Annotated in this window: 17 protein-coding genes; 5 read left to right on the top strand and 12 right to left on the bottom strand. The window is 64.1% G+C overall.

Translation table 11 applies throughout. The features are described from left to right. The first annotated feature begins 16 nt into the window (after positions 1-16). Together M1L53_RS15875 and M1L53_RS15880 are read left to right on the top strand one after the other, a co-directional pair. Entirely contained in the window at positions 17-1,594 is a 1,578-nt protein-coding gene (locus M1L53_RS15875) for an alpha-(1->6)-mannopyranosyltransferase A (RefSeq protein ID WP_003941737.1), read from the top strand. 10 nt (positions 1,595-1,604) lie between these two features. Next, on the top strand, positions 1,605-2,549 hold the full coding sequence (locus tag M1L53_RS15880; protein WP_050655812.1) for a phytoene/squalene synthase family protein: 945 nt from the start codon (positions 1,605-1,607) through the stop codon (positions 2,547-2,549). Positions 2,550-2,569: 20 nt separating this feature from the next. Here M1L53_RS15880 and M1L53_RS15885 read toward each other — a convergent pair whose 3' ends face one another. Then, positions 2,570-2,938, bottom strand: a complete 369-nt coding sequence (locus M1L53_RS15885) for an Rv2175c family DNA-binding protein (protein WP_003941747.1) — start codon at positions 2,936-2,938, stop codon at positions 2,570-2,572. A 334-nt stretch (positions 2,939-3,272) separates the two neighbouring features. Here M1L53_RS15885 and pknB point away from each other — a divergent pair, with 334 nt between their 5' ends. Then, positions 3,273-5,336, top strand: a complete 2,064-nt coding sequence (gene pknB / locus M1L53_RS15890; RefSeq protein WP_082654851.1) for a Stk1 family PASTA domain-containing Ser/Thr kinase — start codon at positions 3,273-3,275, stop codon at positions 5,334-5,336. A gap of 27 nt (positions 5,337-5,363) precedes the next feature. Then, the gene (locus tag M1L53_RS15895; RefSeq protein ID WP_054187279.1) at positions 5,364-5,792 is read left to right on the top strand and encodes a protein-tyrosine phosphatase family protein; all 429 of its coding nucleotides are present in this window, start codon (positions 5,364-5,366) and stop codon (positions 5,790-5,792) included. A gap of 84 nt (positions 5,793-5,876) precedes the next feature. Here M1L53_RS15895 and M1L53_RS15900 read toward each other — a convergent pair whose 3' ends face one another. The 8 genes from M1L53_RS15900 to M1L53_RS15935 all read right to left on the bottom strand — a co-directional run bounded on the left by M1L53_RS15900 (position 5,877) and on the right by M1L53_RS15935 (position 12,507). Beyond that, complete coding sequence (locus tag M1L53_RS15900) at positions 5,877-7,262, bottom strand: class II 3-deoxy-7-phosphoheptulonate synthase (protein ID WP_007730070.1); 1,386 nt, start codon at positions 7,260-7,262, stop codon at positions 5,877-5,879. Between the two features lie 90 nt (positions 7,263-7,352). Beyond that, positions 7,353-7,844 carry a polyadenylate-specific 3'-exoribonuclease AS gene (locus tag M1L53_RS15905; RefSeq protein WP_003941683.1) on the bottom strand — a complete coding sequence of 164 codons (492 nt, stop codon included), beginning with the start codon at positions 7,842-7,844 and terminating at the stop codon, positions 7,353-7,355. Between the two features lie 66 nt (positions 7,845-7,910). Beyond that, positions 7,911-8,717, bottom strand: a complete 807-nt coding sequence (locus M1L53_RS15910; protein WP_047270098.1) for a 1-acyl-sn-glycerol-3-phosphate acyltransferase — start codon at positions 8,715-8,717, stop codon at positions 7,911-7,913. Positions 8,718-8,811: 94 nt separating this feature from the next. Beyond that, the gene (locus tag M1L53_RS15915; protein WP_054187292.1) at positions 8,812-9,852 is read right to left on the bottom strand and encodes an ROK family protein; all 1,041 of its coding nucleotides are present in this window, start codon (positions 9,850-9,852) and stop codon (positions 8,812-8,814) included. Positions 9,853-9,976: 124 nt separating this feature from the next. Continuing rightward, the gene (locus M1L53_RS15920; protein ID WP_042453569.1) at positions 9,977-10,372 is read right to left on the bottom strand and encodes a hypothetical protein; all 396 of its coding nucleotides are present in this window, start codon (positions 10,370-10,372) and stop codon (positions 9,977-9,979) included. Further along, entirely contained in the window at positions 10,369-11,619 is a 1,251-nt protein-coding gene (locus tag M1L53_RS15925) for an ArsA family ATPase (RefSeq protein ID WP_054187280.1), read from the bottom strand. The genes M1L53_RS15920 and M1L53_RS15925 overlap by 4 nt, the downstream gene beginning before the upstream one ends. Further along, on the bottom strand, positions 11,620-12,057 hold the full coding sequence (locus M1L53_RS15930) for an SRPBCC family protein (protein ID WP_003941701.1): 438 nt from the start codon (positions 12,055-12,057) through the stop codon (positions 11,620-11,622). It abuts the gene before it with no gap. A 63-nt stretch (positions 12,058-12,120) separates the two neighbouring features. Continuing rightward, a complete protein-coding gene (locus tag M1L53_RS15935; protein ID WP_003941776.1) occupies positions 12,121-12,507 on the bottom strand; it encodes a hypothetical protein in 387 nt (128 codons plus the stop codon). 159 nt (positions 12,508-12,666) lie between these two features. Between M1L53_RS15935 and M1L53_RS15940 the strand changes: the two genes are divergently transcribed. After that, entirely contained in the window at positions 12,667-14,478 is a 1,812-nt protein-coding gene (locus M1L53_RS15940; RefSeq protein WP_007730067.1) for a long-chain fatty acid--CoA ligase, read from the top strand. A gap of 96 nt (positions 14,479-14,574) precedes the next feature. Here the strand turns inward: M1L53_RS15940 and M1L53_RS15945 are convergent, their stop codons facing one another. The 3 genes from M1L53_RS15945 to M1L53_RS15955 all read right to left on the bottom strand — a co-directional run bounded on the left by M1L53_RS15945 (position 14,575) and on the right by M1L53_RS15955 (position 18,266). Further along, the gene (locus M1L53_RS15945; RefSeq protein WP_003941734.1) at positions 14,575-15,702 is read right to left on the bottom strand and encodes a glycosyltransferase family 4 protein; all 1,128 of its coding nucleotides are present in this window, start codon (positions 15,700-15,702) and stop codon (positions 14,575-14,577) included. 78 nt (positions 15,703-15,780) lie between these two features. Continuing rightward, positions 15,781-17,139, bottom strand: a complete 1,359-nt coding sequence (locus tag M1L53_RS15950; protein ID WP_230691661.1) for a peptidase MA family metallohydrolase — start codon at positions 17,137-17,139, stop codon at positions 15,781-15,783. A 74-nt stretch (positions 17,140-17,213) separates the two neighbouring features. Beyond that, positions 17,214-18,266 carry a C40 family peptidase gene (locus M1L53_RS15955; RefSeq protein WP_003941704.1) on the bottom strand — a complete coding sequence of 351 codons (1,053 nt, stop codon included), beginning with the start codon at positions 18,264-18,266 and terminating at the stop codon, positions 17,214-17,216. Positions 18,267-18,368 lie beyond the last annotated feature (102 nt).

The raw sequence follows: 18,368 nt of genomic DNA on the forward strand, positions 1-18,368 counted from the left end.
GGAGGAACCTGCACCGATGACGTCCTCTGCCGCAGCCACTGAAAGACCGTGGCACCTAAGGGCCGCCAATTTCCTTCGGACTCCCGAAGGTCACAGTGCACTGCTCGGTTTCTTCGGCGCAGTCATGATCACTTTCGGCGGATTCGGTGCCGGTAGCGTCCGGCGCCAAGATCCGCTGCTCGAGTCGATGCATCTGTCCTGGCTCCGTTTCGGACACGGATCGATTCTGTCGGCGGCCATCGTCTGGATCGGTGTCCTGTGCATGATCGCCGCCTGGGTTCGACTGGGCCGCTCGACTCTGCGCGGTGATGTCTCGTTGCGCGGCCTGCGCTACGTCGTCCCGGTCTGGACGTTTCCGCTGCTGTTCGCGGTGCCCATGTTCAGCCGTGACGCCTACTCCTACCTGGCGCAAGGCGCGTTGTTGCGCAACGGCTTCGACCCGTATGCCGTCGGCCCCGTCGTCAATCCGGGAATCCTGCTCGACAACGTCTCCAACGTGTGGACGACGACAACTACCCCGTACGGTCCGGTTCACCTTCTCCTTGCCGACGCCATCGTTCGGCTGACCGGCGAGAACGTCATCGCCGGCACGATGCTGTTGCGGATCACGATGCTCCCCGGACTCGCCCTGATGATGTGGGCCGTTCCCCATCTCGCGACGAAGCTCGGCGGAAACACCTCGATCGCCCTGTGGCTCGCAGTACTCAATCCCCTCGTCCTGATCCACCTGATCGGCGGCGTTCACAACGAGATGCTCATGGTCGGCCTCATGGCCGCAGGCATTGCGCTCGCTCTCGAACGCAAGCACCTCTTCGGGATCGGGCTGATCGCGCTCGCCGTCGCGATCAAGGCAACCGCAGGCGTCGCACTTCCCTTCATAGTCTGGATCTGGATGATCCACGAGCGGGAGGACGCCGCAGCCGCCGGGCGAGAACCGGCGTCACCGATCCGATCGTTCGTCAAAACGGCCGGCGCAGGTTTCGCGGTGTTCGTGGCGGTACTCGGATCCACCTCACTGATCGCCGGAGTCGGCCTCGGCTGGACGACGGCACTCTCCGGTTCGGCAAAGATCATCAACTGGCTCTCGCTGCCCACGATCGTGGCGCACATCGGAACCATGGCAACCTCCTGGTTCGCCGGCGACCATTTCAACGACATCCTCGAAGTCTCCCGGACCATCTCGGCGGTTGTGTTGATCGCGATCATCGCCGTCGTGTGGTGGCGCTACCGCAAGACCGAGCGCGACGCCGTCATGGGCATCGTGATCGTGATGGTCGCCATCGTCGTTCTGTCCCCCGCAGCACTCCCCTGGTACTACTCCTGGCCGCTGGCAGTAGCTGCCGGTTTCGCAATGTCGCCGACGACTCTCGCCGTACTGACCGGGCTGTCCACCTGGCTGATGCTGGTGTTCCAGCCGGACGGATCGATCGGCCTGTACACCTTCCCGCACGTTGCTCTGGCCATCGTCGCTGCCGTGATCGCGGCGATGTCCTTGCAGACGGAAGACCCACTGCGACTTCGTGGACGCAAACACGAGAAACCGATCGAAATGACGTCAGCCGCCTCGGCGCCCTCGACGTCAGGATCTGCGTGATCCGCGTGTCATGAACGCACTGCCTGCGTCCTATGAATTCTGCGAGAACGTGACGAGGGAACACGGCCGAACGTACTTTCTGGCCACCCGGTTGTTGCCCGAACCTCGACGCCGCGCAGTTCACGCGCTCTACGCATTTGCTCGCGTCGTCGACGACGTCGTGGACGAACCCTCGGGTCCGCATGAACGAGGCACGGTGCTCGCCGACGTCGAACGTGCAGCCGTCAACGCACTCGACAACCCCACTGTGACAGGTGACGTTCCGTCGACGGTTCCCCTCGACCTGACACGCGTACTCCCGGCCTTCGCGGATGCTGTGAAGACGTTCGACATCCCGCGCGCATATTTCGACGCCTTCTTCGAGTCCATGCGGATGGACGCCCCCGACACGGCGAAGTTTCGACCCGTCTACGACACGATGGACGAGCTTGCCGAGTACATGTACGGCTCCGCCGTCGTCATCGGTTTGCAGATGCTCCCGATTCTCGGAGTGAGCGTTCCGCAGCAGGAAGCGGTAGTGCCCGCGTCGAATCTCGGTGAGGCGTTTCAGCTGACCAACTTCATCCGCGACGTCGGTGAAGACCTCGACCGGGGACGTCTGTATCTCCCGGCAGGCGAGTTCGCCGCATTCGGGGTCGACATCGAGATGCTCGAACATGGGCGAAGAACCGAAACGGTGGACGTTCGGGTCAAGCGCGCGCTGGCACACTTCATCGCCGTGACGCGGGGGCGGTATCGGACCGCCGAATCCGGCATCCCGATGCTCGATCGGCGGGTCCAGCCGTCGATCCGCACGGCTTTCGTGTTGTACGGAGCAATTCTCGACCAGGTCGAGCGCGCCGACTTCCGGATACTGCATCGACGTGTGTCCGTTCCCGGACGCACGCGACTTCGAGTCGCTGCGCCGGGTCTGGTCCGGTCGGCAACCTACGCGGCGAAAAACCGCATGCGGTGAGTTGTCAGAAGGCCGGCAGCTCAGAAAGCCATGGCCTGTGCGCGGCGGATGACCTCACGCGCGAGATCACCATGCAGTGCGTCCACCGGGCGCCCCGGCAGGGAATCGTCGGCCAGGAACAACCAGCGGAGGATTTCGACATCGGTGTAGCCGCCGTCGTGCAGCACCGCCAGCAGACCGGGCAGCCACTTGACGATCTGGCCGTCCTCGCCGAAGAACACTTCGGGGACACCGAGAACGCCATGCCGCTTGACTGCGATGATCTTGTGATCGCGAAGCAACTGGTGAACCTTGCTCACCGGCAACCCGACGTTCTTCGCCACATCCACAAGCTGGAACAGGGAAACCGAAGAATCCAGGACATCATCACAATAAGGAATCGCGCTCACCGCGAGAAGTTTATCCGGTCCGGCGAGCCCGCTGTGTACCGCCCGGTGCAGTGCTCGAAACTGCCGCTCCGCTCAGGTCACAACGCTCTGTGACGTTCTCGAGACTTCCGCGTCGGTATCGCTGGCTACGATGGACGGGATGCGGCGTATCAGTAACCGGGATTTCGCGGTGGATGTAAATGGGTGCCCTCACTGCGGGAACCGGTACGCGGTATACAACCACCCACATTGCTGACAGCTACCACCCAGACCGCAAGCAGACAGATCACAAGCACGCAGATCACAAGCACGCAGATCGCAAGCACGGAGGAACAGTCATTACGGAGGTCGAGGGTTGATCGGCGAAATGCTCGAGCGCCGCTATCGAGTGGACGCACCGATCGCGCGCGGCGGTATGTCGACCGTGTATCGAGGCCTCGATACACGGTTGGATCGACCTGTCGCGATCAAGGTGATGGACCCGCAATTCGCCGGCGATCCAGCGTTCCTGACTCGTTTCGAGTTCGAGGCCCGGGCCGTGGCCCGACTCAAGCATCCGGCCCTTGTGGCCGTCTACGACCAAGGCAGCGATCGCAATCACGTGTTCCTCGTGATGGAACTCGTCGACGGTGGAACCTTGCGTGAACTCCTTCGTGAGCGCGGACCGATGCCGCCACACGCAGTCGCTGCAGTCGTGGCACCTGTCCTGGACGCGTTGGCGGTGGCGCATCGAGCGGGACTGGTTCACCGTGACGTCAAACCCGAGAACATCTTGATCTCGGACACCGGCGAAGTGAAGATCGCCGACTTCGGATTGGTGCGTGCAGCTGCGGCAGCAACCACCACCTCCAACAGCGTGATCCTCGGCACCGCGGCCTATCTGTCGCCGGAACAGGTGACGTCAGGAATTGCCGACACTCGAAGCGACGTCTACTCGACCGGCGTGTTGATGTTCGAACTTCTCACCGGTACAACACCGTTCACCGGCGATACGTCACTCTCCATCGCCTACCAACGCATCCACGACGATGTCCCGCGCCCAGGTTCACGTATCCCCGGTGTACCGGCGCAGTTCGATCGTCTGGTTGCCGAAGCCACTCACCGCGAGCCCGCACATCGTTTCGCCGACGCCGGTGAGATGGCAGCTGCACTTCGCAGTGTGAGCGAGCAACTGGAACTTCCGTCATACCGCGTTCCCGCTCCGCGTCGAAGCGCCCAGCACCAGAGCGCGCAAGTTGCCCCGGCCCGGCCACAACCGGCGCCTGCGCCTCCCACGGAGGTACATCCGAACTCTGCCGCGCGACCGAACCCCGCTGCCACGACGGTATTGGCGTCCGGCGTGGCCCCGGCTGTGGCAGCCACCACGGCGCTCGGCACGGGCTCTCCTCCCCCTGGCGGTATCCAGCACACTCGCGCGGTCACCACACAAACTGCTCGTCCGGCGACGGTCGACGGTGACTCGGATTTCGACGACGGTTCCGATTTCGGCGACGACCACCCGGGGCACGACGATCCGCATGCTCATTTTGTCGAGGCACGTCGTAAATCGCGACGAGCCACCCTGATCTGGCTGCTCGTCATCGCGGTCCTCGCGCTCGCGTTGGGCTTCGGCGGATGGTGGATGGGCTCGGGCCGCTATACAGCTGTTCCCTCGATCGACGGGCTGACCAAGGACACTGCGGTCACCGCTCTGCAGGACGCCGGGCTCTCCCCCGACGTCCAGGGTCAATACTCCGACGCCCAACCCATCGACACGGTGATCGGGACAGACCCGGCCTCCGGCTCGAGGGTTACCAAAGGCTCGACCGTCGCGCTGCTGACTTCGCTCGGGCGTCCGACTGTCCCGCCCATTCCGGCCGGCGGCGACGTCTCGGCCCTGGGCGCACAACTCGCCGACCGCACTCTCGTCGCGGTCGACGGCGGGGACACATTCAGCTCCAAGATCCCGATCGGCGGCGTGGCCGCGCTCGACCCGGCACCGGGAACCGAAGTTGCCGTGGGCTCCTCGGTCAAGGTCATCACATCCAAAGGGTCACCGCCCGTGGACATTCCCGATGTGAAGGGCATGTCCGAGAACGCTGCGCGCGCCGCCCTCGACAAGGTAGGCATCTCAGTCAGCACCACCAGAACAACGTTCGACGACGCCGTCGAGGGCGGTAGCGTAATCGGCACCGATCCCGCTGTCGGGTCCTCCGTCAACGCCGGCACCTCCGTGGTTCTCCTCATCTCCGACTCCGTCAAGGTTCCCTCGCTGATCGGCCGCTCCGTCTCCTCAGCACGCGAAGAACTCGGCCGCCTCGGCCTCGAGATCACCGTGCGTCAGCTCACCCAGAACGACAGCTCGGTCATCATCAGCCAGAGCGTCAAGAACGACCTCGTTGCCAAGGGCACCGACATCAGCGTCGTCGCAATTCCCTGACAGTCCGCTTCGGCCTAATCTGAATTCATGGCCACGTGGGAACCCGAGAGCATTGGGATACTCGACTTGCCGTCGGGGAGATCGATTCGGGGTCGAGGACTCCGCAATCCACTTCCTTCCGGACCTCTCCCCACCTTCGGCGTCTATCTGACCGGCAAAGAACCTCCCGACACCGAGTGGGAGTCGGAGTGGGTCCGCTGGCGAGATTTCTGGTTGCCGAGCGATCCCGATGCGCTGCGCAGGGCCCTGCACGAAGTGTGGGTGCGCTCGGAAACCGAAAGAGTCGAGATCGCGTGCGGTGGTGGATACGGCCGCACCGGAACAGCGTTGGCCGCTCTTGCCGTCATGGACGGAGTGCCCAGTGAGGACGCCACCGCGTACGTTCGCGCACGTTACTCACCTCGCGCCGTCGAAATGCCCTGGCAGCGCCGATTCGTCACACGATTCACGCAATAGCGAACGCCCCCACCTGCGCGAGCGGGTGAGGGCGTTTGCCGGAAATCAATGCCGGGCGCGAATCAGCTTCGGCGAAGGAAGGTTTCAGCCTCGCAGCATCTCGGCCACGAGGAACGCGAGCTCCAACGACTGTTGGGTGTTCAATCGGGGGTCGCACGCCGTCTCGTAGCGACCGCCGAGATCGAGGTCGGAGATGTCCTGCGCGCCGCCGAGGCACTCGGTGACGTTCTCACCGGTCAGCTCGACGTGGATGCCACCCGGATGCGTGCCGAGACCGTTGTGGACCTCGAAGAATCCCTGAACCTCGTCGACGATGCGGTCGAAGTGGCGCGTCTTGTACCCGGTGGAGGCTTCGTGGGTGTTGCCGTGCATCGGATCGCACTGCCAGATGACCTGGTGACCGGTGGCTTGGACCTTCTCGATGATCGCCGGCAGCAGGTCGCGGACCTTGCCGTTGCCCATGCGCGAGATCAGAGTCAGACGACCTGGCTTGTTGGTGGGGTCGAGACGCTCGACGTATTCCACCGCCATTTCCGGCGTCGTGCTCGGGCCGATCTTGAGGCCGATCGGGTTGGACACCAACTCGGCGAAGGCGATGTGCGCGCCGTCGAGCTGACGAGTGCGGTCACCGATCCAGAGGAAGTGAGCCGACAGGTCGTAGAGCTTGGGGTGATCGCTGTCGTTGTCGAGACGCAGCATCGCGCGCTCGTAGTCGAGAACCAGGGCCTCGTGGCTGGCAAAGATCTGTGCCTGGTGCAGGCTCGGATCGGTGACGCCACACGCGTTCATGAACTGCAGGCCGCGGTCGATCTCGGCTGCCAGTTGCTCGTAGCGTGCGCCCGCGGGAGACGCTGCGACGAATTCGCGGTTCCAATCGTGCACCTTGTGCAGGTCGGCCATGCCGGCGCCGGTGAGTGCGCGAACCAGGTTCATCGCGGCGCTGGCGTTGGCGTATGCACGCACCAGTCGCGAAGGATCGTGGGCGCGGACTGCCTCGTCGGCGACGAGCGAGTTGATCATGTCGCCGCGGTAGGACTTCAGACCCAACGAGTCGATGTCGGCAGAGCGCGGTTTGGCGTACTGGCCGGCGATGCGAGCGACCTTGACGACCGGCATCGAGGAACCGTAGGTGAGCACGACGGCCATCTGCAGCAACGTGCGGATGTTTCCCTTGATGTGCGGCTCGGTGTTGTCCGCGAAGGTCTCGGCGCAGTCACCGCCCTGGAGCAGAAATGCCTCACCACGCGCGACCTGCGCGAGACGCTCTTGCAGCGCCTCGACTTCGCTGGCCACCGTGATGGGAGGCACGCTCTCGAGCACAGTCCGCATGGCGGCCGCCTGGTCAGCGGGCCACGAGGGCTGCTGAGCAGCGGGCTTCGCGAGCGCCTCGTCGAGCTGCTTACGCAGTCCGGCAGGCAGCGGCGGGAGTTCGGGCAAGCGGTCGATCGGCACGTCGACAGTCCAGTTCACCTCTACAGGATATTCGCTCGCTCGTCGGCGCGTCACACAGGCTCTCGATCGCAGCCCAATCGGAACACTTCCCGCGCACCGAAACCTGGGTCAGCGAAGTGACCGTGCAGCCGAAATGGCGTCGAACTTCACGAGGTTGTGCCTGGCGTCGGCAAGTGCGTCGTGTGCGTCGGCGGGCGCCGACGGGAGGGCAGGACTGCCGTTGTCTTCCCAGAACTGTCGGAGTTCGCGGGTGTACCGCGGCATCGACTGCGGTAGTTCCGTCATGTCGCCCCACAACTGGCACAGCGCGACGTGGTCGTAGGCGGCGACCCACGCCCAGAGCTCCGGAACCACCATCGGCCGCGGAACGAAGAATTTCAGAAGATCGTCGCGGATCTTCTCGCGTGATTTCCACAGCGGCGACGAAGGCTGCGGCAACTTCGGCAGCACGTTCTTGCGCACCCAACTACCTGCACGGGCGGGATCGAACTCCGTCGAAACCGCGTAGTACTCTCGGCCGTCCTCACAGACAACGCCGATGGACACGAGATCGATGGTTCGACCGTCTTCGATGAATTCACAGTCGTAGAAGTAGCGCACGTCCGAAAACTATGCCGCACGCGCAGGCTCTGGAGCCAATGCGCGTGCGGCCGGTGTGGGAAATCTCTAGCTGGCTTGTGCGTCCGGGAGCGAATCCTTGTCGGTCTTCGCGGATTCCTTCGACTCGGCCGAGGCCACGAGATCGACAACCGACTCGCTGCCTTCCGCCGGAACGTCGACGGCAGCTTCGGGTTTCGTGGGCGCCTGGTTCTTGAGGCTCGCCGCGTAGATGTCCACGTACTCCTGGCCGGAGAGTTTCATCAACTTGTACATCACCTCGTCGGTCACAGCGCGCTCGACGAAGCGGTTTCCGCCCATGCCTTCGAAGCGGGAGAAATCGATGGGTTCGCCGACGATCACGGTGACCTTGGCGGGACGCCACATCCGTGAGCCGATCGGATTCATCTTGTCGGTGCCGACCATCGCTACCGGGATCACCTTGACGCCCGATTCAAGTGCGAGGCGCGCCATTCCGGTCTTGCCTTTGTAGAGGCGACCGTCAGGCGAGCGCGTCCCCTCGGGGTAGATACCCAGCAGGCTGCCCGAACCGAGGACCTTGAGACCGGCGTTGAGTGCATCCTGCGCCGCGTCTGCACCGGTTCGGTCGATGGGGACCTGACCGACCGCGGTGAAGAACCACTTCTGGAAAGCGCCCTTCAGACCGGAACCGGTGAAGTACTCACTCTTGGCAAGGAACGTGATGCGGCGGTTGACGCGAAGCGGAAGGTAGAACGAGTCCAGAACCGCCTGGTGATTGCTGGCCAGAATGGCCGCCCCGTCAGTCGGAATGTTCTCGTGACCCTTGACCGTCGGACGCCCGAGCAGCCAGAGAATCGGCCCCAGCAACACATACTTGAAGAGCCAATACCACACGGCGTCCCTCCCATTCACAGCTGAATTTCGCTGAGTACGACCTTACTGCCGACCGGTAACCCCCGCTACACACGCCCCTGCAGGATCGACCCGATCACAGTCCGGCAGACGTGGTTCCAGCGCCGTCGACCCCACCGAGATCCTGAGGCACTACCGATCGGGCCAATGCGGCGGCGCCGACCATGCCCGCAGCTTCGCCCAGCTGAGCGGAACGGATGCGGGCCAGTGGGCGGTGCTTCGCCCCGGTCAACAATGTCGCGTACTGCTCGCGGGCGTCGTCGAGAAACAGTGGGGCAGAACTCGCGACGCCGCCGGCGATCACGACCAGATCGGGATCGTAGACGTCACCGACCATGGCCAGACCCACGGCCAGCCAACGGGTGAACTCGGCGATCGTTGCCAGCGCGAGTGGGTCACCGTCCTGCGCGGCGTTGGCGATCCGGCGACCGGTGAGCGAACCAGGATCCACCGCAACCTCACGCGCCAGGACCGTCGACGCGGCCGGGTCGGCGGCAAGCAGTTCGATTGCCGTGTCGACGAGCGCCGTTCCGCTGCAATAGCGCTCCCAACACCCACGTTTGCCACACGCGCACTGACGCCCGCCCGGAACGACCTGGATGTGGCCCAGTTCGGGGGCGACGCCGTGACTCCCCCGGTACAGCTCACCGTTGATCAGCAGCGCACCACCGATGCCGGTCCCGATTGCCACCATCACGACATTGCGGCCACCTGCGGCCGCGCCGAATCGGTGCTCCGCGAACGCCGCTGCATTGGCGTCGTGTTCGAGAACGACCGGCAAGCCGAGCCGCTTGCTCAAGTCACTTCCGACCGGCGCGTCCACCCACGGCAAGTGCGGAGCGAACCGAACCGAGCTTCGATCGGAGGTGATGAAGCCGGCGACCGCCAACCCCACGGCCGATACCTCGTGCCTGGTGACCAATTCGCGCACGACGCGATCGAGACCGTCTTCGAGTGCCCTGGCCGACTGCGGGGTCGGGGCTTGAATCATCTCGAGCACTTGTCCGTCGACGTCCACGACGGAGGCCCTGATACTCGTCCCGCCGACGTCGATGCCGACCGTCAATATGTCGTCCATTGTGGAGTTGGAGACCGCTTTCAAGCGGCGCGCGCTCATCGCGACGATTCCCGCGCGAGCGGCGTCCGCTGGAGTGCGCACCCTGAATCGGTGCCTCGTGCGTCGGTGACCATTGTGTCGATTGTGCTCATCTCGGGCCGTTCGCTCTACCCGGGGTACTGAGTCAGTCCTTGACCGTCACGTTGATCGGGACAAATGCCGCCGTGCGAGTTCGCTCCGCACCTGGCGTCGTCGGACCGCCGTCCGGTCCACGATCGGGACCTGACGGCCCCCCGAGAAACTCGTCGAGAATCTCACGAAGCAACGCAAGGAATGCTGCTGCTTGACCCGCGAGGAATGCCAACAGTTCGTGGTGCTCACCGCGAACCAGTGCGGCGAGGGCGCACACCGGGCACCAGCTGCAGCCGGTGAACACCGGCTGCGTGTCCGTGGACGCCGAGTCACTCGCAACGTCTGCCGTCGCTGCTGCGGCCTTCTGCAGCACCGGTTCCAGGCGCGTCAGAACGGTTTCCGCCAGCGCGCGAAACTCCGCGACGAGGCGCTCGTGCTCTTCGCTCATACCGGCCACACCGCGGGATCCGGGCTGAACCGGATGATCAGGTAACTGCCGTCCAACTCCGCCCCGTTCACGACACAACGACGCAGCACCGACGCCAAACGAACTCTGCGTCGTACGCCGTCTGCTCCCACCAGCACATCGTCCTCCACCCGGCCCAACGACAACGACGACGGATCCGCGAGCGGAAGGTACATCCGCATCACGTACACCGAATCGACTCCGGTCCCGGACTCCAACGACACCACGATGTTGTCCGCGGTACCGACGGTGCCCGAATCCGTGCCCGTTCCACCCTCGAACGTGGCCGCGATCTCGCCCAGAGCGGCCAACCCTACCGGTTCGGCGCAAGCGCGTTCGACCGTTGTGACGGACATTCCATCGGTTGATCCACGCAGTTCGTCCACGACGAGTGCCTGAGCCGCCCGAATCGACGCGAGCCACTGCGCCGCCGGTGAATCGTCGACACCCTTCCCGGCGGACGAGTTGAACTGCGGGACAAGGTTGTTGACCACAATCCCGTCAACTCGCAACCCGGCCAGAGCCAGCCCGGACAACGTCCGACGAGTCGCCGCGACCGACACGCCGTCGGCCGACGTCACCACACGCACGCCGGTGTTCTCCCGATCCGAGAGGTGAACCGCGATCCGATCCACCGACGCGAGCACGCGTTCGACGACGGACACGAGCAGGAGCAGCCGCATGTCCGTACCTGTCACAGCGACCATCCGCCTGTGCCGCGGCCACAATCGCTCGAGATACTCCGACACCATCGACGGCGAGCCGAGTATCCGCAGCGCTTCGGCGGCGGCCGGACAGTCCACGATCACGAGGTCGTAGTCGCCGCTGTCCGAGAGGTCGACGATCTCGGCGAGCCCGAGCATGTCTTGGATGCCCAGGGATCCCGTCAACTCTTCCGGTTCCAAGCCCTCGAACGACGAACCGTGTTCGTGATCTCCCGCTCCGAAAGTTCCTGCAGCGTCGAGCAACCCCGACAATCCTCGGAACTTGTCCTCGAGGAGCGCTGACGTGTCGAGTTGCCGGACGTCGAGACGCTCGGTGAGAGATGTGGTCGTTCGCGGATTCGGCACGCCCAGGACGTCTGCAAGAGAACCTGCCTGATCGATCGACACGAGCAGCACTCTCGCCCCATCGGTCGCAGCCGACACAGCAGTCGCTGCGGCAAGCGTCGTCGTGCCTACTCCGCCTTTACCGACGAACAGTTGGACGCGCGATCGTTGCTCCGGCACTCAGCCCTCGACTCGCTTCTTCAGTTCCTTCAGAGCTGTGTCGGTGATGATCTTCTCGGCCTTGCGCTTGAACAGTCCGATCATCGGAATCGTCAGGTCGACCGTCAACTCGTAGGTGACCGACGTGGTGCCGTTCGGGCCGGGCTCGAGTGTGTACGAACCGAATTGGGACTTCTGAATCTCGCCCGAGATCAGCTCCCAACTCACCGCCATACCGTCCGGTGCCCACGAATACTGCAGTTCGTAGGTGTCCTTCACCATCCCCGCGTCGAGGACGAAACGTACTCGGTCCGCGCGGCCGCCCTGTCCCGGCGCCGTCACCTCGACGGACTTCGCCGCGGCCACCCACTCGGGGTACCGCTCGAAATCGGCGATGACGTCCATCACGGCGTCGGCAGGAGCGTCGATGCTGATCAACCCCTTGGTCTTCTCGGCCATACGACTGCGCTACCTTCCTTCGTCAAAAGTCCAGAACCTGCACAACGTGCAGTGCTTCGATTATCAGTCCGGTGCTACTCCGGCGGCACGTCCCGCTTCGAGTTCGCGCTTGAGCTGGAACGACATGACCTTGCCGTCGACCCGACGCTTGCGGTTCATCCCGGCGAGGTCGAGGGTCGCCAGATCGGACGGCGATACGCCGACCGGCTCACAGTGCAGGAAGTAGTGCGCGATCGTCCCGTCCATGACCGGTTCGAGCCACACCTCCATGGTGCCGACCAGCTGACCGGACACTCCCCAACGGAATCCTGCGGGACCGCGATCTTCCCGGACTTCGAGCTCGAGATCACTGAACCAGCGACGCCACTGCGCGCGCGAGGACAACAGTTCGGCGACCCGCTCGGGCGGGGCGGCGATGAAAGTCTGGTCTGCGACCTGAATGCTGCTCACCGAAGTAGCTTCACATATCGCGTCCGCGAAGCGTCGAGGGGTGTCGCAACACTACATACCGGACAGACTGTAAGCCTGGCCACAACTGCGTCGGACATGCGACTACAGTAGGAGACGAAAACCCTACTCGTCAGTATTTCGCAGTGTCGGAGGTATTTCGTGCCTGAGTTCAGCGCACCCCAGACGTTCACCATTCCCGAGGATGCCTCCGCGGTCGACTCGGTCTTCGCCTTCGCGAAGACGAAGCCGGCGGCGGTTGTCTACAAGCGCAAAGTCGGAAATGCATGGGTCGATGTCACTGCAGGCGATTTCGCCGCTCAGGTGACTGCCGTCGCCAAGGGCCTGATCGCGATCGGAGTCGAGCAGGGCGATCGCGTCGGCCTCATGTCGGCGACGCGTTTCGAATGGCCGCTCGTCGACTACGCCATCTGGGCAGCCGGCGGCGTGACGGTTCCGATCTACGAAACCTCCGCAGCCGAGCAGGTTCGTTGGATTCTCGAGGACTCCGAAGCAATCGACCTCATCGTCGAGAACGACACTCACGCCGCGACCGTGAAGGACGTCGCTGCAGCCGCACCCGCGCTGCGCACGGTCTACCAGATCGATGCCGCGGCGGGCGGTAAGGGTGTCGTCGAGGAATTGACCGCACTGGGCGCCGACATCTCCGACGACGACGTCCACGCCCGCGTCGCGGCACTGAAGGCATCCGATCCCGCGACCCTGATCTACACGTCGGGCACCACGGGCCGACCCAAGGGCTGCCAGCTGACGCACTCCAACCTGATTGCCGAGTCGAAGGGCATCCTCGACTCCAACCTCGGCACGCTGCTCAAGACTCCTGGCGTCCGCACGCTGATGTTCTTGCCGCTCGCGCACGTTCTCGCTCGCGCAGTCAGCATCGCGTCGTTCGACGCCGGTGCAGCGCTGGGGCACACGAGTGACATCCCGAACCTCGTTCCGACGTTCGGCGAGTTCAAGCCCGACTTCATCCTCTCGGTGCCGCGCGTGTTCGAGAAGGTCTACAACAGCGCACGCGCCAAGGCGCACGGCGACGGCAAGGGAAAGATCTTCGACGCGGCCGCAGACACCGCCGTCGCGTGGAGCGAGGCGCAGGACAAGGGCGGCGCCGGCATCGTTCTCAAGGCCAAGCACGCTCTCTTCGACAAGCTCGTGTACTCGAAGCTGCGCGCAGCGCTCGGCGGGCAGTGCCAGCTGGCCATTTCCGGTGGTGCACCTCTGGGCGCTCGACTCGGCCACTTCTTCCGCGGTATCGGCGTCACGATCTACGAGGGCTACGGACTGACCGAGACCACCGCGGCCTTCGCCGTCAACACCATCGGCGCACAGAAGGTCGGTTCTGTCGGAAAGCCGTTGGCCGGCAACTCCGTTCGTATCGCAGAAGACGGCGAAATCCTCCTCTCGGGACCGGTGGTCTTCACCGGCTACTGGCGCAACGAGAAGGCGACCGCCGAGTCGATCGAGAACGGCTGGTTCCACACCGGCGACCTCGGCACCGTCGACAAGGACGGCTACATCACCATCACCGGCCGCAAGAAGGAAATCATCGTCACGGCAGGCGGCAAGAACGTCTCCCCCGCTCAGCTCGAGGATTCCCTTCGTGCGCACCCGCTGATCAGCCAGGCCATCGTGGTCGGCGACCAGAAGCCTTTCATCGGCGCCCTCATCACCATCGACGCCGAAGCTCTCCCCGCCTGGAACGAGCGCAACAACAAGGCCGCAGGAACCACAGCGGCCGACCTGGTTTCGGACGGCGAACTGGTCGGCGAAATCCAGGACGCCATCGACGAGGCCAACAAGCTCGTCTCACACGCCGAGGCGATCAAGAAGTTCCGCATTCTTCCGGTCGACTTCTCCGAGGACACAGGCGAACTCACGCCCACGATGAAGCTCAAGCGCAACGTCGTGCACGAGAGCTTTGCCGCCGACATCGAAAAGATCTACGCCAAGTAGTCTTTCGCCGATCAGTCCTCTGCCGACACGAACGTGCCGACATGAACGGCCCGCACCGAATTCGGTGCGGGCCGTTCGCGTTCGAGTCCCGTTTGCTCAGCCGAGGAGATTACGCAGTTTCGAAGCGAGCGTGTCCCACTTCCAGTCTTCGGCAACCCATGCCCGGCCGGCTGCTCCCATCGCGGCCGCGCGATCACGATCGGACAGCACCTCGATCACGGATTCGGCGACGTCGCGAACAGAGGTGCCGTCGACCACGAGCCCGGTCTTGTTCTGCTGCACCGTTTCCGGAGCGCCACCACTGCGCCCGGCGATGACCGGCACACCGGTAGCCGAGGCCTCGAGGTAGACGATTCCCAGTCCTTCGACGTCCAATCCGGCGCCTCGGGTACGGCACGGCATGGCGAACACGTCGGCGATCGTGTGGTGCGCCGCCAACTCTGCGGCGGGCACCGTGCCCGTGAAGACGACGTGATCGTCCATCCCGGTCTTACGCGCCAATTGGCGGAGATGGTCCTCGTACGGCCCACCTCCGACAATCACCAGTACCGCCCCGTCAATGCTCTTGCGTACGGTCGGCAGCGCCTTGATGAGCATGTCCTGCCCCTTGCGTGGCACGAGCCGCGACAGGCACAGGATCGTGGGCCGCTCGCCCAGCCCGTATCGCTTACGCAGTTCCGCGCGGGCGACCGAGTCCGGGTGGAACACTGACGTGTCCACTCCGGAAGGAAGGTGCTCGAGCGCCGCTTGCGGGCCGAAGGCCGCCGAGAACCGCCCACGGGTGTATTTGCTGACGAACGTCACCGCATCGGTGTGGTCACCGATCACACGCAACGACTGCCGCGCACCGGGAATCATCGACCATCCGACCTCGTGGCCGTGAGTACTCGCGATCACTCGGCTCGCTCCGGCACGTCGAACAACCGGCGCCAACAACGCCAACGGCGCTGCCGCACCGAACCAGACCGACTCGCAGTCGTGCTTCTTGACCAACTTCGCGGCTCGACGAGCGACAAAAGGCGACGGCAGCATCAGCGTCGTCGGGTGCCGAACGACCTCGAAAGGCTGTGCCGCATCGAACTTCTTGTGCGAGTCGCCCCGCCACCGCGGTGCGTACACCACCAACTTGTCCGGCGGCAGATGCCCGGCGAACGTGTGGAGATAGGACTGGATACCTCCGGGGCGAGGAGGAAAATCGTTGGTCACCAAGAGGGTCCGGCGCATCCGTCCACCGTAGGGCACTCGGTGCTTCAAACGTGCGAAGGGCACCTCGCCGCTGCAATCGACCCAGCCGCGAACCGCTCAGCCCAGATGGCTGTTGGTCCAGTCGACCCATCCGGCTCGCAGTTCCTCGGTTCCGACGCCAACGACCGCTCGGATCCGCGAATCGAGGTCTTCGGCAGTCATCTTTCCGGAGGCGAGAGCGCGAAAGAGGTCGGTCAGCTTTGCTTCTCCGAATCGATCGGCGATATACGCGTTGATCGACCACGCCGATTCGTACGCCAGTGAACTCACGACCGGTACACCGCTGAACTGCGTGTCGTCCGGAAACTCGGTCGGAGTATCGCCGGAGCGTACCGCTGCCGCCAGAGTCGGCGCGATCTCACCCCAGGCCCGCGAGGATCCACGGTTTCCCGCGTATTCGGCAAACCCTTCCAATACCCACATCGGCGACCCGTCACGGGTTTTCGATCGGGCGGCTATGTGCATCAGTTCGTGGCGCAACACCGTTCGCCTGGTGATGTCGGTCAACCTCGAAGCCGCGGCAGGCGAGAAGACCACCCGCTGGCCGCTCACGTCGGAAGACCCGTCCGCCGTCGCATCCGCGACCGACACTGCGGCAATCGAAGCGCCGTCGTGATGGGAGCCGACCAGTGCGGTGAATTCCTCAGCGGACCCCGCCACCATGAGCACCGCGCGCTCGGACCACCACGGCCCCCACAACTGCGTCGTGTTCTCGATGGCTGAGTCCACATCGGCAGCCAAAGCGTCGACGAACGCCTGCTGACCCGGGTGGCCGATCACCAGCGCGTTACCCGCAGAATTCTCGGCGACGGCAAGCGGGCCGAAGTCCCAGGGGCCGTTCCAGGATTCGCCCGCCGTTCGGGCGCCGTCCAGTCCGACGATCGACCCGTCCGCAAGAACCGACCACTGATCGCCGCGTTTCGCGAGTGTCATGGACACTGCCTTGCGCGTGGGCAATGCGTCGACGCCGTCGAGGGCGTACCGCAACAGAACTTGCGCATTCCATACTTCGACGTCTCCGCCCGGCGCACCGGTTCGCGGCGCCGGAGTCAGGCCGCCGCTGGGAATCTCGTATCCCCAGTCGGAGAATTCGAGCGCTCCCGCTGCAGTGGCTCGTCGAACTTCCGCCTCGAGCACACCGGGTGCGGCGGAACTGTCGACGAACTTCGCCAGCCCCGACGGATCGTCGGACATCTGAGCCGCGGCCCATGCATCGAGAAAGCTCTGGACTTGAGCGCTGCGTTCCGCGTCCTGTTCGGCGGCGGCGTTTTCGTCGGAATCGGACCTGTTCGTCAGGAAGATCGTCAGGCCCAGAACGAGCACCACGGCTACACCGAGCGCCACGAGGGCCGGATACTCCCAACGGCGTGGTCGATCTGCGCCGACGTCGGGCGTCGTCATCGGTTCAGTCGGCACGGTGCCGAGTGTAGGAGAACTCGACTCGACGCTTCACGGCGGCTGGCCACACGCCACTCAGGCGCAGCAAGCCGTCAGTAACGACGCGCAGTGGAGAACTCCATGCCTGCCATCGACTGGACCTTCACCGGTACGCCGAACGTCGACGCATGCAGAATGTTTCCGTCGCCGGCGTAGATGCCGACATGCGAGTTGTCGCTGTAGAACGTCACGACGTCGCCGGGCTGTAGTTGGTCCCTCGACACCGGTACACCGCCCTGCGCCTGCGCTTGGCTCGATCGCGGCAGAGTCTTTCCGATCTGCTTGTAGGCCCACACCACCAGACCTGAGCAGTCGAACTCGTTCGGGCCGGTCGCGCCCCAGACGTACGGGTCACCGATCCGCGTGAGGCCTGCCTGCAGAGCAGCAGCACCCGAGCCAGGGGTCAAGTTAGCCAGAATTTTGCTGAGATCGACGTCCGGCGGGAAAGGCGTACCGCTCAGTTGGTTACGTTCGTCGTCGGTGAGATTCTGGAAGGCTTTGGTCACGTCGGCGATCTGCGTCTGCAGTTCACTCTGCTTGCGCTGCAAATCGTCACTGAGCGCGCGGGCTTGATCGGCGGCGGTTCGCGCTTCTTCGGCCGATCGCTTCGACGCTTCCGAGGCGGCACGCGCATCGGCAGTGGCTTGGTTGAACTGAGAGACCTGTACTGCCGCGTCGTTGGAAATCACGTCGAGCGCAGACATCTGGTCGAGCAACTGCTGCGGCGAGTCGCTCACCATCAACGCAAAGAGGCGATTGGTTCGCGCACCCTGGTAATTCGCTGTGGCAATACGGTTTACCGCCGGAGCGAACTCGGCGACGCGCGCCGAAGCCGCGTCGAGAAGACCCTGATCGGCTGCCGATCGCACGTCCGCATCATTCGCGACTGCCAGCTTCGCGTCGAGGTCGATCTGCGCGTTGTGCAGCGCTTCGTTGGTCTGCTCGGAAACCCGGGAGAGTTCACCGAGCTTGTCGAGCGCCTCGGTGGGGTTGGTGATGACGGGGTCGGCACCGGCCTGCATCGAAGGCCCTGCAACGAGTCCGAACGCCAGCACTCCCACTGTCAATGCGGCCCGTACTCGACTGTTGTTTTTCGATGAAACCACGGAATGCAACTCTCCGTCTCGGTGAAGCGACGCCGACCGGGACCGGTCGACGATCTGTTAGCTGGCTGTCAACTATCCACAGTACCTGTCTCGGCCGCGCAA

The sequence above is a fragment of the Rhodococcus sp. T9N genome (assembly GCF_024436645.1).
Lineage (GTDB): Bacteria > Actinomycetota > Actinomycetes > Mycobacteriales > Mycobacteriaceae > Rhodococcus_F > Rhodococcus_F qingshengii.

Bases quoted from the DNA above. Each gene is read 5' to 3' on its own strand.
- M1L53_RS15895 (WP_054187279.1), top strand. From the start codon at position 5,364: ATGGCCACGTGGGAACCCGAGAGCATTGGGATACTCGACTTGCCGTCG.
- M1L53_RS15930 (WP_003941701.1), bottom strand. From the start codon at position 12,057: ATGGCCGAGAAGACCAAGGGGTTGATCAGCATCGACGCTCCTGCCGAC.
- M1L53_RS15880 (WP_050655812.1), top strand. From the start codon at position 1,605: ATGAACGCACTGCCTGCGTCCTATGAATTCTGCGAGAACGTGACGAGG.
- M1L53_RS15875 (WP_003941737.1), top strand. From the start codon at position 17: ATGACGTCCTCTGCCGCAGCCACTGAAAGACCGTGGCACCTAAGGGCC.
- M1L53_RS15945 (WP_003941734.1), bottom strand. From the start codon at position 15,702: ATGCGCCGGACCCTCTTGGTGACCAACGATTTTCCTCCTCGCCCCGGA.
- M1L53_RS15915 (WP_054187292.1), bottom strand. From the start codon at position 9,852: ATGAGCGCGCGCCGCTTGAAAGCGGTCTCCAACTCCACAATGGACGAC.
- M1L53_RS15920 (WP_042453569.1), bottom strand. From the start codon at position 10,372: ATGAGCGAAGAGCACGAGCGCCTCGTCGCGGAGTTTCGCGCGCTGGCG.